This window comes from Mesorhizobium amorphae (assembly GCF_014843845.1).
GTDB lineage: Bacteria > Pseudomonadota > Alphaproteobacteria > Rhizobiales > Rhizobiaceae > Mesorhizobium > Mesorhizobium amorphae_A.
The window spans coordinates 1-14,582 of record NZ_JHQS01000031.1; the positions used below are offsets into that span (position 1 = coordinate 1).

Annotated in this window: 12 protein-coding genes; 7 read left to right on the forward strand and 5 right to left on the reverse strand. The window is 62.8% G+C overall.

Annotated elements, in window-relative coordinates; genetic code table 11:
* Positions 1-94: 94 nt before the first annotated feature.
* Positions 95-706 (reverse strand): hypothetical protein, encoded by a 612-nt coding sequence (locus DH08_RS14805; protein ID WP_192180002.1) that lies wholly within the window; start codon positions 704-706, stop codon positions 95-97.
* Between the two features lie 206 nt (positions 707-912).
* On the opposite strand from DH08_RS14805, the gene DH08_RS14810 reads away from it, so the two are divergent.
* Positions 913-1,512, forward strand: coding sequence for a YdeI/OmpD-associated family protein (locus DH08_RS14810; RefSeq protein WP_192180003.1), 600 nt, complete (start codon positions 913-915; stop codon positions 1,510-1,512).
* 45 nt (positions 1,513-1,557) lie between these two features.
* On the opposite strand, the gene DH08_RS14815 is transcribed toward DH08_RS14810, so the two are convergent.
* A complete protein-coding gene (locus DH08_RS14815) occupies positions 1,558-3,096 on the reverse strand; it encodes an acid phosphatase (RefSeq protein ID WP_192180004.1) in 1,539 nt (512 codons plus the stop codon).
* A gap of 246 nt (positions 3,097-3,342) precedes the next feature.
* Between DH08_RS14815 and DH08_RS14820 the strand changes: the two genes are divergently transcribed.
* The 6 genes from DH08_RS14820 (at position 3,343) to DH08_RS14845 (ending at position 9,453) form a co-directional block, all read left to right on the forward strand.
* Positions 3,343-4,578 (forward strand): cytochrome-c peroxidase, encoded by a 1,236-nt coding sequence (locus DH08_RS14820; RefSeq protein ID WP_246800849.1) that lies wholly within the window; start codon positions 3,343-3,345, stop codon positions 4,576-4,578.
* A gap of 295 nt (positions 4,579-4,873) precedes the next feature.
* On the forward strand, positions 4,874-6,082 hold the full coding sequence (locus DH08_RS14825) for an ABC transporter substrate-binding protein (RefSeq protein WP_192180006.1): 1,209 nt from the start codon (positions 4,874-4,876) through the stop codon (positions 6,080-6,082).
* A complete protein-coding gene (locus tag DH08_RS14830; protein ID WP_192180007.1) occupies positions 6,079-6,879 on the forward strand; it encodes an ATP-binding cassette domain-containing protein in 801 nt (266 codons plus the stop codon). Before DH08_RS14825 ends, DH08_RS14830 begins: the two co-directional genes overlap by 4 nt.
* Entirely contained in the window at positions 6,872-7,576 is a 705-nt protein-coding gene (locus DH08_RS14835) for an ABC transporter ATP-binding protein (protein ID WP_192180008.1), read from the forward strand. The genes DH08_RS14830 and DH08_RS14835 overlap by 8 nt, the downstream gene beginning before the upstream one ends.
* A 7-nt stretch (positions 7,577-7,583) precedes the next feature.
* Positions 7,584-8,471, forward strand: coding sequence for a branched-chain amino acid ABC transporter permease (locus DH08_RS14840; protein WP_192180009.1), 888 nt, complete (start codon positions 7,584-7,586; stop codon positions 8,469-8,471).
* 1 nt (position 8,472) lies between these two features.
* Positions 8,473-9,453 carry a branched-chain amino acid ABC transporter permease gene (locus tag DH08_RS14845; protein WP_192180010.1) on the forward strand — a complete coding sequence of 327 codons (981 nt, stop codon included), beginning with the start codon at positions 8,473-8,475 and terminating at the stop codon, positions 9,451-9,453.
* A 300-nt stretch (positions 9,454-9,753) separates the two neighbouring features.
* Here the strand turns inward: DH08_RS14845 and DH08_RS14850 are convergent, their stop codons facing one another.
* From DH08_RS14850 to DH08_RS14860, 3 genes are all read right to left on the reverse strand, one after another.
* The gene (locus DH08_RS14850; RefSeq protein ID WP_192180011.1) at positions 9,754-11,511 is read right to left on the reverse strand and encodes an adenylate/guanylate cyclase domain-containing protein; all 1,758 of its coding nucleotides are present in this window, start codon (positions 11,509-11,511) and stop codon (positions 9,754-9,756) included.
* A gap of 386 nt (positions 11,512-11,897) precedes the next feature.
* A complete protein-coding gene (locus DH08_RS14855) occupies positions 11,898-12,530 on the reverse strand; it encodes a tyrosine-type recombinase/integrase (RefSeq protein ID WP_192180012.1) in 633 nt (210 codons plus the stop codon).
* Positions 12,531-12,736: 206 nt separating this feature from the next.
* Positions 12,737-14,494 carry an adenylate/guanylate cyclase domain-containing protein gene (locus DH08_RS14860; RefSeq protein WP_192180013.1) on the reverse strand — a complete coding sequence of 586 codons (1,758 nt, stop codon included), beginning with the start codon at positions 14,492-14,494 and terminating at the stop codon, positions 12,737-12,739.
* Positions 14,495-14,582 lie beyond the last annotated feature (88 nt).

The window sequence follows — 14,582 nt, forward strand, 5'->3', positions numbered from 1 at the left end:
GCAGAACGCTTGACTTCCAAGACAGTCGCTCTGGCCTGCCGGCCATCTCCCCCACGAGGGGGGAGATTGGCAGCTTCGGCGCGGCGCTCCGCCCTCACTCCCCACAAGCCGAAAACCCCGTGCCCGTGTTCCACTCTGCGAACGGTACAACCGCGCCCTCGACCGACACATTCCTGCGCACCGTCTTGCCGTCAGGCTGTTGCTTGCTGCTTTTGCCCTTGCCGGTCAGCACATTGTAGTCGCAGCTGCTTTTGGAATTTTCCTTCAGGGCATCGTCATGGTCGTAGGCAAAGCCGGCGACGATGAAGGCGCCTTCGCGCCAGGCGATGGTCAGCGTCTGGTTGGTGCGCTCGCTGCCTTGCGGCATCGCCGGCAGATGGAATTTGATCGAACCGTTCGCCAGCGCGGTCAGTTGCGGCTCCGTGTCGGAGTTCTCGTAGCCCGGCCGGTCGTAGCCGTTCCATTCGCCGTAGACCTGCTCACGCACCACGTCCGCCGGCTTGAGATAGTTGTGCTCCTTATCCCCAAGGAAGAAATGCACGTCCATCGGGTCGCTGGGCTGGGTCTCGACGATCATGACCAGGTCGGTGGCGCCGTCGCGGTTGAAGTCGCCGGTGGCGGCGGTGATGATCTTCTGGCTTTCGATCGGTTCGGCCATGGCCGAGGTCGACAGCAACAGCGCAAGCCCGAATAATATGGATCGCACGGCATTCCCCCGAATTGCAGTCTGCCTTGCCCGGCTTCGACCAACGGGGATGCAGCGCGCTTTGCGAACTTTCACGCCTGGAAACTGGCATGGGCGTCGGCTGTGGCGCAAGCCACTCCCGCAAGGTTTGCTACGAGGTCCCGCTGCTGCTTTATTCGAGGATTAGGAGGAAGGACGCTGATGCTCGCAAAAGGAAAATCCGCCTGATGGCGCCGGTCAAGGTCGACCCCGACAAGGTCAGGGAATTCCGGGATCCGGAGAGCTTCTACGCCTGGCTCGGCCAGCATCACGCCACCGAGACCGAAGTCTGGATCAAGGTCCACAAGGTGGGTTCCGGCCTGCCGTCGATCACACCCAAGCAGGCCATCGACGTCGTGCTGTGCTTTGGCTGGATCGACGCCGTACGCAAGAGCCTCGACGACATGAGTTACCTGCAGCGCTACACGCCGCGCGGCAAAAAGAGCATCTGGAGCCAGATCAATGTCGACAATGTCGCCCGCCTGATAGCGGAGGGCCGCATGACCGAACATGGGTTGAGAGAGGTCGAGGCGGCCAGGGCCGACGGCCGTTGGGGCCGTGCCTATGCCAGCGGCAAGGACATGAAAATCCCCGACGATCTGCAGGCCGCCATCGATGCCGAACCCAAGGCGAAAGAAATGCTGGCCAAGCTCAGCGCCCAGAACCGCTTCGCGCTCGCCTTCCGCACCCACAACATGAAGACCGAAGCCGGCCGCAGGAAGAAGATCGAGACCTTCGTCGAGATGCTGAAGGGCGGCGAGACGATCTACCCGCAGGGCAAGAAATAATCGCGGGCGGCCTCGATCGAGACCGCCCGCAATTGGAATGAGGCGCTACCGGCCGAGATCGAGTGCGGCCGTCAGGTCGCCCATCGGCGGCTGGTCATTGTTGCGCAGTGCCTTGTCGCGGGCGACGATGCCGGGAAGCACCGGCAATTCGTAGCGCGCGGTGATGAAGCGCAGGATCGACGTCGTGTCATATTGCGTGTGGTCGACGGTTCCCATCTTCGCATAGGGCGAGATGATCATCGCCGGAATGCGGTTGCCCGGCCCCCAGCGGTCGGCCTTGGGCGGCGCGACATGGTCCCAGAAACCGCCATTCTCGTCATAGGTGACGACAACCAGCATATGGCTCCATTGCGGGCTCTTTTCGAGGTGGGAGACAAGATCGGCGAGATGCTGGTCGCCGCTGGCGACATCGGCATAGCCGCCATGCTCGTTGAGATTGCCCTGCGGCTTGTAGAAGGTCACGGCAGGCAGCTTGCCGTCGTCGATGTCCTTGATGAACGCCACGCCGTCCATGCCGCCGTCCTTCAGATGCTCGGCGCGCGCGGCCGTGCCCGGCGCATAGGCGGCGAAATAATTGTAGGGCTGGTGGTGGAACTGGAAGTTCGGCACCGGCGTGGCGTTCTTGCCGTCGAGCGCGGCCTGCCAGGCGCCGCCATACCAGGCCCAGGAGACGCCCTTCAGCGACAGCAGATCGCCGATGGTGATCTCGTGCTGCGGCGGCAGCGTGGTCGGCTGGGCCGGGTCGGCCAAGGCCTTGTCGCCGCCCTCGGCCGGCTTGTTGGCGCTCGGCTGATACGGCGGTTGCATGGTGTTGACGGCGTAGAAGTCGGGCGTGATGGCGCCGTCATTGACGAATTTCGGCGCGCCGCCGAGTGCCGAGGGCGGCGAGTTGTCGGCAACCTTCAGCGTCTTGCCGTCGGCGTCGACGACGGCGATCTGGCCCTTGACCGGGCTGGTGTCGGCATGGGGATAGACCGGCGCGCAGGCGCAGGCGAGCATGATATGGTTGAGGAAGGAGCCGCCGAAGGCGCCCTGGAAGAAATTGTCGGCCAGCACGTATTTCTTCGCCACCGCCCACATCGGCAGCACCGAGCCGTCATAGTGGCCCAAGACGAGACCACCCGAATCCGCCCAGGCGACGAACTTGTCGTTGCGGCCACCATCGATCTGCATCTGCTCCTGGTAGAAGCGATGCCAGAGATCGCGGGTGATGACATTGGTCTTCTCGTTGAAGCCTTTGGGATCGTCGATGGCGAAACTGGCATTGGCCAGATGCGCCGACTGCGCCTCGGTCACCGGAGGCACAACGCCTTTGGCGGTCAGGCCGCCCCAGGCGGGCGGCAGTTCGGCAAGCGGCTTGCCGTCGCGGTCGAGCTGGCGCGCCTGGTCCGCCGTCAGGTTCGACAGGCCGTTGGCGCCGGGAAAGCCGCCATAGAGATTATCGAAGCTGCGGTTCTCGGCATAGATGACGACGACGGTGTCGATCTTGTCGAGGCCGGCGGGCGCGGCGCTGGCCGCCGTGGCAAATGAAGCCAGGGCTGAGCCGGCCAGAAAAAGCGAATTGAGGAGCTTGAGCCTCGTCATGGGAAGTACCTCGTGGCTGGGTTGGCTGGGGGAGCAATGCCTGGCGCGGGGGCGACGAACCAGCAGGGATGGGAGCTACTTCTCTGCCTTGTCACCTTTGTGACATTTTCCATCCTGGCGAACACGGTTTCGTGAGGGAGGGAACCGGTCATCAATCCGTTGCAGTGGCTACCTATTTCCCCGTGTAGAACCGGACTGAACCCTATGAATGCGGCACGACGCAAAAGCCTGACGATCGCAATCGCCATGGCATCGATGCTGGGGCTCGCCATGCCCGCGAACACGGTCCTTGCCGGGCCGGATGGCGTCCATCCCGGGCCGATGTCGCGCGCCGATGCCTATGCCAGGGCGGCCGCGCTGACCGGGCTTGGCCGAAAAATGTTCTTCGATCGCTCGCTATCGGCCTCCGGCCTGCAGGCCTGCTCGTCCTGCCACGATCCGCACCATGCTTTCGGCCCGGCATCGGCGGCGCCGGTCGAAATCGGCGGGCCCGGCATGGACCGGCCTGGGGTGCGCGCCGTGCCGTCGCTTCGCTATCTGCAGGCGGTGCCGGCCTTCACCGAGCATTTCTACGATTCCGACGACGAGGGCGATGAAAGCGTCGACAACGGGCCGACCGGCGGCCTGACCTGGGACGGCCGCGCCGACCACGGCAGCGACCAGGCGCGGATCCCGCTGCTGTCGCCCTTCGAGATGGCCAACAAGGATGCCGGCGATGTCGTGGCCAGACTGCGCAAGGCGCCCTATGCCGGCGAGCTCGAGGCGGTCTTCGGCGACAAGGTGTTCGACGATCCGGACAGCGCCTTCGACGCCGCTGTCGAGGCGCTCGGCACCTTCGAGCAGAGTGCTGCCGATTTCTATCCCTATTCCAGCCGCTACGATCGCTTCCTCGCCGGCAAGGCGACGCTGTCGGCGCAGGAACTGCGTGGCCGCGCGCTGTTCGAAGACGAAGCCAAGGGCAATTGCGCCAGCTGTCACCTGAGCGAACCCGCCAATGACGGCGAGCCGCCGCAATTCACCGATTTCGGCTTCCTCGGCATCGGCGTGCCGCGCAATCCGGCCATTCAGGCCAATGCCGATCCGACCTATTTCGATCTCGGCCTCTGCGGTCCGCTGAGGACCGATCTCAAGGGCAGGGCGCAGTATTGCGGTCTGTTCCGCACGCCGACGCTGCGCAACGTGGCGCTGAAGCAGAGTTTTTTCCACAACGGCTACTTCCATTCGCTGCGCGACGCCGTCGCCTTCTACGCCACGCGCGACACCGATCCCGGCCGCTGGTACCCCAGGAATGCCGACGGCACGGTCCGCCAGAATGACGACCTTCCCAAAACCTATTGGGCCAACCTCAACCAGGATCCGCCCTTCGGCAAGAAGCCCGGCGGCAAGCCGGCGCTGACCGATCCCGAGATCGACGACATCGTCGCCTTCCTGCAGACGCTGACCGACGCCGACCAGCAGGCCGGCGCGCCGCCGGTGCGGTGAGCGGCCGGGATGATCACCGGCGTCGACGCTTGCGGGGCCGGCAGGCCAGCGAGCAGCTTCACGCAGTCGTGACCGGCCGGCCGGGGTGACGCGCGGCATGCTACGAAAATAGCATTCTCGCACCTCGGGGTGGATGCTAGGGTCGCGGCCCGTGCACCCAAGGCACGCAGCGGCCCGCAGGACGGAGGCATACTGAGCGGGACGCCGGCCGTATTCTCAGCAAATCGGACGACACTGTTGAACCATCGTGACGCTGCCGCGTTTCCTGCGGTTGGCCACAAGGGAGGAACCACCTGTGAAAGCATCCTATCTCGTCTCGGTCGCGTTGCTTGCGGCGACCGCCATGCCTGCAGCAGCGGGCGAAATTTCCGACGGCAAGGTCAAGATCGGCATCCTCAACGACCAGTCCGGCGTCTATGCCGATTTCGGCGGCAAATGGTCGGTCGAGGCCGCCAAGATGGCGGTCGAGGATTTTGGCGGCAAGGTCCAGGGCGCGCCGATCGAAATCATCAGCGCCGATCACCAGAACAAGCCCGACATCGCCTCCAACATAGCGCGCCAGTGGTACGACACCGAGCAGGTCGATGCCATCATGGAACTGACCACGTCCTCGGTGGCGCTCGCCGTCCAGGGGCTTTCCAAGGAAAAGAAGAAGATCGACATCGTGACCGGCGCCGCTTCGACCGATCTTACCGGCAAGCAGTGCTCGCCCTATGGTTTCCACTGGGCCTACGACACCCATTCGCAAGCCGTCGGCACCGGCGGAGCGCTGGTGCAGCAAGGCGGCGACAGCTGGTATTTCATCACCGTCGACTACGCCTTCGGCTATTCGCTCGAGGAGCAGACCGCCAAGCTGGTTAAAGCCAGCGGCGGCAAAGTGCAGGGCGAGGTGCGTTATCCGCTGGGCTCCACCGACTATTCGTCCTTCCTGCTGCAGGCGCAGTCCTCCGGCGCCAAGGTCATCGGGCTGGCCAATGCAGGCCTCGACACCTCCAACTCGATCAAGCAGGCGGCCGAGTTCGGCATCGTCGCAGGCGGCCAGCGGCTGGCGGCGCTGCTGTTCACGCTGGCCGAAGTGCACGGGCTCGGCCTGCAGGCGGCGCAGGGCGTCGTGCTCACCGAAGGCTATTACTGGGACCGTGATGACAAGAGCCGCGATTTCGCCGACCGCTTCTTCAAGCGCACCAACCGGATGCCCAACATGATCCAGGCCGGCACCTATTCTGCGGTGACGCAGTACCTCAAGGCCATCGACAAGGCCGGCACCGACGAGACCGAAGCGGTGGCCAAGCAATTGCATGAGATGCCGGTCAACGACGTCTTCACCGCCAACGGCAAGGTGCAGGCCGACGGCTCGATGGTGCACGATATGTATCTCTACCAGGTCAAGAAGCCAGAAGAGAGCAAGAAGAACTGGGACTACTACACCTATCTTGCGACCATTCCGGGCGACAAGGCCTTCATGAAGGCCGAGGAAAGCGGCTGCCCGCTCGTCACCAAGTGACGAGCGCAACCGTCGCGACCGTCCGGCCGGACGGTGATCAGGACGTGCCGCGGGTGGTGCTTTCCGCCCGCGGCCTTCGGCGCGACTTCGCCGGCTTCGTCGCGGTCAACAATGTCGATCTCGACGTTCATGACGGCAAGATCCACGCGCTTATCGGGCCGAACGGCGCCGGCAAGACCACGATCTTCAATCTGTTGACCAAATTCCTGCAGCCGACCAGCGGCAGGATCGAGCTGCTCGGCACCGACATCAGCCGGACCTCGCCGGCAAAGGTTGCGCGCATGGGCCTGGTCCGGTCGTTCCAGATATCGGCGATCTTTCCGCATCTGAGCGTCCTCGACAATGTGCGCGTCGCGCTGCAGCGGCCGAGCGGGCTGGGCTTCCAGTTCTGGCGCTCGCTGTCGGCACTCGACGAACTGACGCCACGGGCACGCGAACTCCTCGGCATCGTCGGCCTCGACGACGCTGCGAACCGGCTCGCCGGCGATCTGTCCTATGGCAGGAAGCGCGTGCTCGAAATCGCCACCACCCTGGCGCTCGATCCGAAAGTGCTGCTGCTCGACGAGCCGATGGCCGGCATGGGGCACGAGGATGTCGGCACGATCTCGCAAATCATCCGTTCGCTGGCTCGCGACCGGGCCGTGCTGATGGTCGAGCACAATCTGACCGTCGTCGCCGATCTTTGCGACTGGATCACCGTCATGCAGCGCGGGCAGGTGCTCGCCGCCGGCGACTACGCGACCGTAAGCCAGGACGAGCGCGTCCGGATCGCCTATATGGGGACGGAGCATGAGTGAGCCGCTGCTTGCCGTGCGCGATCTCCACGCCTGGTACGGCGAAGGCCAGGCGCTGCATGGCGTGAACCTCGATGTCTTTCGCGGCGAGACCGTGACCTTGCTTGGCCGCAACGGCGTCGGCAAGACCACCACGCTGCGTGCCATCATGGGTCTGGTCCGCAAGCGCACCGGCAGCGTCACTTTCAACGGCGCGGACCTGATCGGCCTGCCGCTGCACCGCGTCGCCCATCAGGGCATCGGCTTCGTTCCCGAGGAGCGCGGCATCTTCGCCACGCTGACGGTCGACGAGAACCTGATCCTGCCGCCGGTGGTGGCCAAGGGCGGCATGAGCGTCGACGAGATCTTCGAGCTCTTCCCCAACCTCAAGGAACGCCGCAACAGTCCGGGCACAAGGCTCTCCGGCGGCGAACAGCAGATGCTGGCGATTGCCCGCATCCTCAGGACAGGCGTGCAGATGCTGCTGCTCGACGAACCGACCGAAGGCCTGGCGCCGGTCATCGTCCAGCGCATCGGCGAATTGCTGGCGACCTTGAAGAAGCGCGGCATGACGATCCTGCTCGTCGAGCAGAATTTCCGCTTCGCCGCCCGCATCGCCGACCGCTTCTATTTGATGGAGCACGGCAAGGTGCTGGAAGCCTTCCCGGTCGGCGAACTCGGCGCGCACACTGAACTGCTGCACGAAGTGCTGGGAGTATGATGGCGCCATGACGATGATCTTCGGCATCCCCATCCAGGCCTTGCTCGGGCAGTTGCTGGTCGGGCTGATCAACGGCTCCTTCTATGCCATGCTGAGTCTCGGGCTGGCCGTCATCTTCGGCCTGCTGCGCATCATCAATTTCGCCCATGGCGCGCTCTATATGCTCGGCGCCTTCATCGGCTATTTGCTGCTCGTCCATGTCGGCATCGGCTACTGGCCGGCGCTCGTCCTGGTGCCGCTCGCCGTCGGCCTGTTCGGCATGGCGGTCGAGCGCGCGGCGCTGTCGCGGCTCTACAGGATCGATCCGCTCTACGGCCTGCTCTTCACCTTCGGCATGGCGCTGGTCATCGAAGGCGTCTTCCGCTTCTATTACGGCGTGTCGGGAAATCCCTATGCCGTGCCGGCGCTGCTTGCCGGCGGCACCAATCTCGGCTTCATGTTCCTGCCCAATTATCGCGGCTGGGTGGTGCTGGCCTCGCTTGTCGTCTGCATCGGCACCTGGCTCTTGATCGAGAAGACCAGGCTCGGCTCCTATCTGCGCGCCGCGACCGAGAACCCCGAGCTGGTCCAGGCCTTCGGCGTCAACGTGCCGCTGCTCCTGACGCTCACCTACGGGCTGGGCGCCGCCCTTGCGGGGCTTGCCGGCATCCTGGCCGCACCCGTCTACCAGGTCAGCCCGCTGATGGGGTCGGATCTCATCATCGTCGTCTTCGCTGTCGTTGTGATCGGCGGCATGGGCTCGATCTTAGGGGCCATCGTCACCGGTTACATGCTCGGCCTCGCCGAGGGCCTGACCAAGGTTTTTTACCCCGAGGCGTCGAACCTCGTCGTCTTCGTCATCATGGCGATCGTGCTTCTGCTGCGGCCGGCCGGCCTGTTCGGAAGGGATGCCTGATATGAGCGAACTGACCCTTCAGGAAAGACGCACCGCTGCCTCCGTGCGGCTGGAATGGGGCCTGGTGGCGCTTGGCGTAGCGGCGCTGATTGCCGCGCCGTTCTTCATCTACCCGATCTTCGTCATGAAGATGCTGTGCTTCGCGCTGTTTGCCTGCGCCTTCAACCTGCTGCTCGGCTACACGGGGCTGCTGTCCTTCGGCCACGCCACCTTCTTCGGCGGTGCCGCCTATTTCTGCGCCTATGCCGTCAAGGCATGGGGCTGGCCGCCCGAGGCAGGCATCCTGCTCGGCATGGGCGGCGCCGCACTGCTCGGGCTGGTGATGGGCTTCCTCGCCATCCGCCGGCAAGGCATCTATTTTGCCATGATCACGCTGGCGCTGGCGCAGATGTTCTACTTCTTCTGCGTCCAGGCACCCTTCACCGAAGGCGAGGACGGCATCCAGGGCGTGCCGCGCGGCAGCCTCTTCGGCATCGTCGACCTGAACGTCACGATGAACATGTACTATGTCGTGCTCGCCATCTTCCTGATTGGCGTGTTCGCCATCTGGCGCATCGTCAATTCGCCCTTCGGCATGATCCTGCGCTCGATCCGCGAGAACGAGAACCGCGCCATCTCGCTCGGTTATTCGGTCGGCCGCTACAAGCTCGCCGCCTTCGTCATGTCGGCGGCACTTGCCGGGCTTGCCGGTGCTACCAAGGCAATCGTCTTCCAGTTCGCCACGCTCACCGACGTGACCTGGCAGATGTCGGGCGAGGTGATCCTGATGAACCTGCTCGGCGGCATCGGCACCATGGTCGGCCCGGTCGTCGGCGCCGGCCTCGTCGTCGGCCTGGAAAACACCTTGGCCACCTCGGGCTTCCCGGTGACCATCGCCACCGGCCTGATCTTCATGGTCTGCGTGCTCGTCTTCCGCCGCGGCATCGTCGGCGAAATCTACGCGCGCTGGCTGGCGCCGGCGGCAGCCGGCAGAGACCGCTGACCGATCCCGAGATCGACGACATCGTCACCGAGATGGGTGGAAAGCGGAACGGCAGATTTCGGGGAAGCAGCTTAGGAAAGCAGACGTGCAGTTCGCTCGCTTCTATGTCTGTCATGGGCCGAGAGAGGACTGGCAGCTTCAAGACTCGAATCGTCAGAAGCGGACATTCAGCTTCTTGGGGGCATCGACGTGATTTACCCGAAGCCGACATCGCCCCTGGCTCTTCCCGCATTGCTCTCGATCGCGCAATTGCACCTTGCGCGCCTATCCCGATTGTCGGATCAGAATTGAAGCCAGTTGCTAGTCGGGCAATCCTGCCAAGCGCATGCATTCGATGAGGTCGTCAGCCATCTTGGGGTCAACAAACATTGGATTCTTCCGCAGGGCACGCAGCGAGTAGCGCGGAATCAGGCGGAGCAGCTCGTCCACGTAATGCTTGGCTTCCTTGGGGCGACCTTGACGAGCATAGGAACACGCCAATGTCACTAGCGCGCCGAACAGAGCGGGATCTTGTTGAAGCCCCTTCTTCGAAACGTCGATCGCTTTTTCATAATCGCCGAGGAAGAAATAAGCGTGTCCCATCGCGTCATATAGCCAGGTTCCGCGAGAATCGCGTGGGTTGCCGCGTTCCGCTCTTTGGCAAGCAGCCAAGCCACCTTCCAAATCGCCACGAAACACCAGGGCATGCCCCAAGACCGCGTAGGCCTCGGCATAGTTCGAATTGAGCTCTATCGCCCGTTGGGCCACCCTAATGGCCTGCTCTGCCTCTCCGGTCACCGCCAGCATGAACGCCAGAGACTGATTGGCCTGCGGGTTTGTTGGCGCCAGGTGAACCGCCTTCTCCGCCCAGCGCCGGGCCTCTTCGAAGGCCAGGCGCGCCGGACGAATCCATCCGCGCAACCCGATGTGCACGTGGCATTGACCAAGCAGGGCGTGAGCATTGGCGAAATCGGGGTCGATCTCGATCGCTCTTCTGAGATCGGCAATCGCCGCTTCCACATCCTGCTTCGTCATCCTGTGATAGGCGGCGATCGCCCGCAAATAGTGGTCCCATGCACCGAGATCGTCCGGCCGTTTTCCTCGCGCCCGCTCGATCTCAGCCAACGTGATTTCGGGTCCGACTACCGACGCGATGCTGGCCACGATGTCGTCCTGCAACTCGAAGAGATCATCCATCTTGCGGTCGTATCGCTGTGCCCATACATGGCGATCTGACTCCGCATCGATCAACTGAGCGTTGATTCGCACGCGGTCACCGGCCCGGCGCACACTGCCTTCGAGAATATACCGGACCCCGAGCTCCCGCCTAATCTTCTTCACGTCAACGGCCTTGCCCTTATAGGTAAAGGCGGAGTTGCGCGCGATAACAAACAACCATTCGAAACGCGAAAGTGCCGTCGTCAGATCTTCGGATATGCCATCCGAGAAATACTCTTGGGCATGATCATCGGACATGTTGTCGAACGGCAGGACGGCGATCGACGGTTTGGCCGGCAAGGGAATAGGGCCAGCCGGTTGGCTCGACACGCTCGCCGCAACCACTCGATACGTCCGTACGGGATCTGCGATATTTCTTACCTGGTGAGTTCCGAAGTCCTGGAACCCGGCGTCGAGTTTGCCTTTTACCTGGTCGAAGGCCATGCCGGAGATACAGATGCCGCCTGGGTCAGCCAGCTTTTCAAGTCGCGCCGCGACGTTGACGCCATCGCCATAGATGTCTTCGCCATCGATGATGATATCGCCTACGTTCACACCAATCCGAAAGGAGATCGACGCGCTATCGGGCATTGCGAGATTTCGTTCGGCAACGCGGCGCTGAATGCAGACTGCACAGTCCACCGCATCGACCGCACTGGCGAACTCAATTAATGCTCCATCGCCCATGAGCTTCACCAGACGCCCTCGATACTCGGTGAGGATCGGGCTTATCAAGTTGCGGCGCAGTTCCTTGAGCGCACTCAGTGTTCCTGTCTCGTCCGCTCCCATGAGGCGGCTGTAGCCCACGACGTCAGCCGACATTATAGCAGCAAGACGCCGCTGAACGCGTTGCTTCGTCATTCCCTTCCGCCTCTGGCTAACGCGGTCGCAAGTGTATCGCCCACTGCCTTGGTGTGTCTACGAAGGTCTCGTTTCCCCAAATTCGACAGGCCACCGCGCGATGCGGCGACTGGCGCGGATCCGTCAATCGGGCATGGTCCGCCGTGGAAGAAGGAGCGCGAGATGATCGCTGAGGTCGCTCATCGTAACCGGCGCCGTGTCTGGAACTGCTTGCCCAAACAGGTACATGCCGGGTGCCTCGACTACGCCGCCGTCGTGACGTGTCCGGCCTTTGCGACGACTTTAGAGAACGGCAGGTTTGACAAATGCCATGGCGCCTCTCGAATGTCCGAAACGCGGCGCGTGACGGCCCCCCGGGGCACGCCGAGAGGCCACTATGATTCTGATCAGATCTCAGTCCCTTCGGCGAGGGCAAGCGCATCTTCGACGTCCACGCCAAGATAGCGAACCGTATTCTCGATCTTGGTATGGCCGAGCAAGAGCTGCACCGCTCGCAGGTTCCCCGTCGCCTTGTAGATGATCGAGGCCTTCGTGCGACGTAGCGAATGAGTGCCATAGTCCTCTGGGCGAAGACCGATCGCTGTAACCCATTCATCGACTAACCGGGCGTACTGTCGTGTGCTCATGTGAGCAGAACAATCGACCCTGCTTGGGAAGGCAAAATCGTCGACTGTTCCGCCACGCCGCTCGAGCCACGCTAGCAAGCTCGATCTCGCGTCAGGCATCAACTCAAACTGGACAGGTCGTCGTGTCTTTTGCTGAATTACAATTGCACACGTTCGGATTTCTGGACCGACGACCAGGCTGCCGATCTTGATTTTCACCAGGTCGCATCCGCGTAGCTTGCTGTCGATTGCGAGATCGAAAAGCGCTCGATCGCGCAAGCGCCGTTCGCGATCGAGGAGGAATCGTATAGCCCATATTTGCCGTTGCTTCAGAGGTCGCTTCGCACCAACTTTCTTGCCGGCATTCCAAGCCCGTCGCTCCTGATCCGGAGGATCATACCGTGAAATTCCCATAGTTGTTTCTCCTTCGGCCACATTGGCCGAAAGGAAAACGAATTATGGAAGCGACAATCATTTTGGGCCGAAAGCGGACTGGCAGCTTCGAACCTCAGATCTTTAATTGCGGACCTTCAGGTCGATAGCGACCGCTGCGGCCCGTCGTGCCGTGGGTCGGGCTGCGCGATGCGCACACGTTCGGCCGAAGTCGCCTCTTGAGCTGTCTAGTCCCCGAGCGGCAGGCCACTGGAACGAAGGGCGGCCTTCTCGGCCTCAAGTTGCGTGGGATCGCGTCGGATTTGGGTCGAAGCCCATCTTCGAATGGTGAAGTCAGGATGTCGGGATAGAAGACGCTTGGCTGTTTGCTCGGCTAAATCAGCACGTCCGCTCTGGCAATATGCAATCACGAGGTCGACGAGGCCGAAGCCGGGATTGCGCGCCTCGTAAGCCTTGAACGCTGCGATCGCAATCTCAAAATGACCTGCGAGGCGATAGGCGTGGCCGAGATGTCCGAGGTAATATCCTGGATACTTGGGACTGAGCTTCGTCGCCCTCTCACTGTACTCGATAGCCTTCTCGGGGAGACCTGCGGAGGCGAATACGAAGCTCGCGAAGCTCGCCGCGTCGGCAGACCCCGGAGCCAGTTCGACGGCCTTTCTGGCATGGGCGGCGGCCTCATCAAAGCGTCCCTCCAGCAGGAGCACAAGGCTCGACGTCGTGAAGGCAACGGCACTTTCAGAATCGAGTTCGAGAGCCTTGTCGGCGTAGGATCGCGCCTTATGCTGAGCCGTCTCGCGGGTATCCCACCAACCAAAGCGGGCATCCACATAATGGAGCAGGCCAAGCATTCCGTTGAGCGCCGCCGAGCCAGGGTCGAGGGCCAGCGCCTTCTCCCAATGGGGAAGCGCCCGACCGCAGTTCTCCTTCGTCACCGCCTGTCGGTAATAAGAAAGGCCGTGAACCCATTGGGTCCAAGCCTCCACATTGCTCGTTGTCGTGTACTGAAGCCGTGCCTGTTCACCCTCCGTCAAACTGACCTGCAGCTCCGTGGCAAGGACGAGGGTGATCTCGTCCTGGACGGCAAAGATGTCCTCGATGGTGCGGTCGTAGCGCTCAGCCCAGATGGCAGAGCCGGACCGCCCGTCGATAAGCTGCACCGAGATGCGAATGCGAGAGCCGCTCCGCCGGACGCTGCCCTCAAGGACATGGCGCACGCCCAGTTGCTTGGCCACGTCCCGGACGTCAGCGGCCCGGTCCCTGTAGATGAAGCTGGAATTGCGGGCGATCACCCGCAGGCCCGAGAGCTTGGACAGGGTGGTGATGATGTCCTCGGCGAGGCCATCTGCAAAGAACTCCTGGTCCGGATCGCCGCTCAGGTTTGAGAACGGCATCACGGCGATCGTCGGCAGGTCTTCCCGAGTCATCGCGTGCGACGGGGGCTGGTCCGTGCTTTCCTTGCCAAGGTTGGCGCGATAGACGCGGACGGGTCGCGAGATGTTCTTCAGAACGACCTCGCCCATGTCAGAGAAGGTGGTGGCCACCTTGCCGTCGACCTGGCGCCAGACGTCCTCCGAGATCGAGACCCCTCCCGCGGGAGCTACACCCTCGAGCCGTGCGGCAATGTTGACGCCGTCCCCAAGGAGGTCGGTGCCATCGACCACGACGTCGCCGACGTGAACTCCGATGCGCAACTCCACGCGCCGGTCCGCCTCGGTATCAGAACTGCGGGTCGCCATCCCGCTTTGGATCACGATGGCACAACGAACGGCATCCACAGAACTCGGGAATTCGATCAGAAGCCCGTCACCCATTGTCTTGACGATGCGCCCATGTGCATCTGCGATCGCCGGCTCGATAATGGCGTCCCGCAATATCTTTAGGCGGGCCAACGTTCCTTCCTCGTCGAGGCCGGTAAGTCGGCTGTAGCCGACGACGTCAAGTGCGACGATCGCTGCTAGCCGTCTGATAACGCGTTGCGGCACGGCTACCTCCCGCTACGGCAAGACCATGGTTGCGGGCCGAATTCCTCGACATCTATTGCCTCCGCCGTCGATCGTTGGCAACATCGTC

What these genes read in the sequence shown, in the direction of transcription:
- DH08_RS14840 (WP_192180009.1), top strand. Translation starts at nt 7,584, where the DNA reads ATGACGATGATCTTCGGCATCCCCATCCAGGCCTTGCTCGGGCAGTTG.
- DH08_RS14855 (WP_192180012.1), bottom strand. Translation starts at nt 12,530, where the DNA reads ATGGGAATTTCACGGTATGATCCTCCGGATCAGGAGCGACGGGCTTGG.
- DH08_RS14810 (WP_192180003.1), top strand. Translation starts at nt 913, where the DNA reads ATGGCGCCGGTCAAGGTCGACCCCGACAAGGTCAGGGAATTCCGGGAT.
- DH08_RS14850 (WP_192180011.1), bottom strand. Translation starts at nt 11,511, where the DNA reads ATGACGAAGCAACGCGTTCAGCGGCGTCTTGCTGCTATAATGTCGGCT.
- DH08_RS14820 (WP_246800849.1), top strand. Translation starts at nt 3,343, where the DNA reads ATGGCATCGATGCTGGGGCTCGCCATGCCCGCGAACACGGTCCTTGCC.
- DH08_RS14815 (WP_192180004.1), bottom strand. Translation starts at nt 3,096, where the DNA reads ATGACGAGGCTCAAGCTCCTCAATTCGCTTTTTCTGGCCGGCTCAGCC.
- DH08_RS14835 (WP_192180008.1), top strand. Translation starts at nt 6,872, where the DNA reads ATGAGTGAGCCGCTGCTTGCCGTGCGCGATCTCCACGCCTGGTACGGC.
- DH08_RS14845 (WP_192180010.1), top strand. Translation starts at nt 8,473, where the DNA reads ATGAGCGAACTGACCCTTCAGGAAAGACGCACCGCTGCCTCCGTGCGG.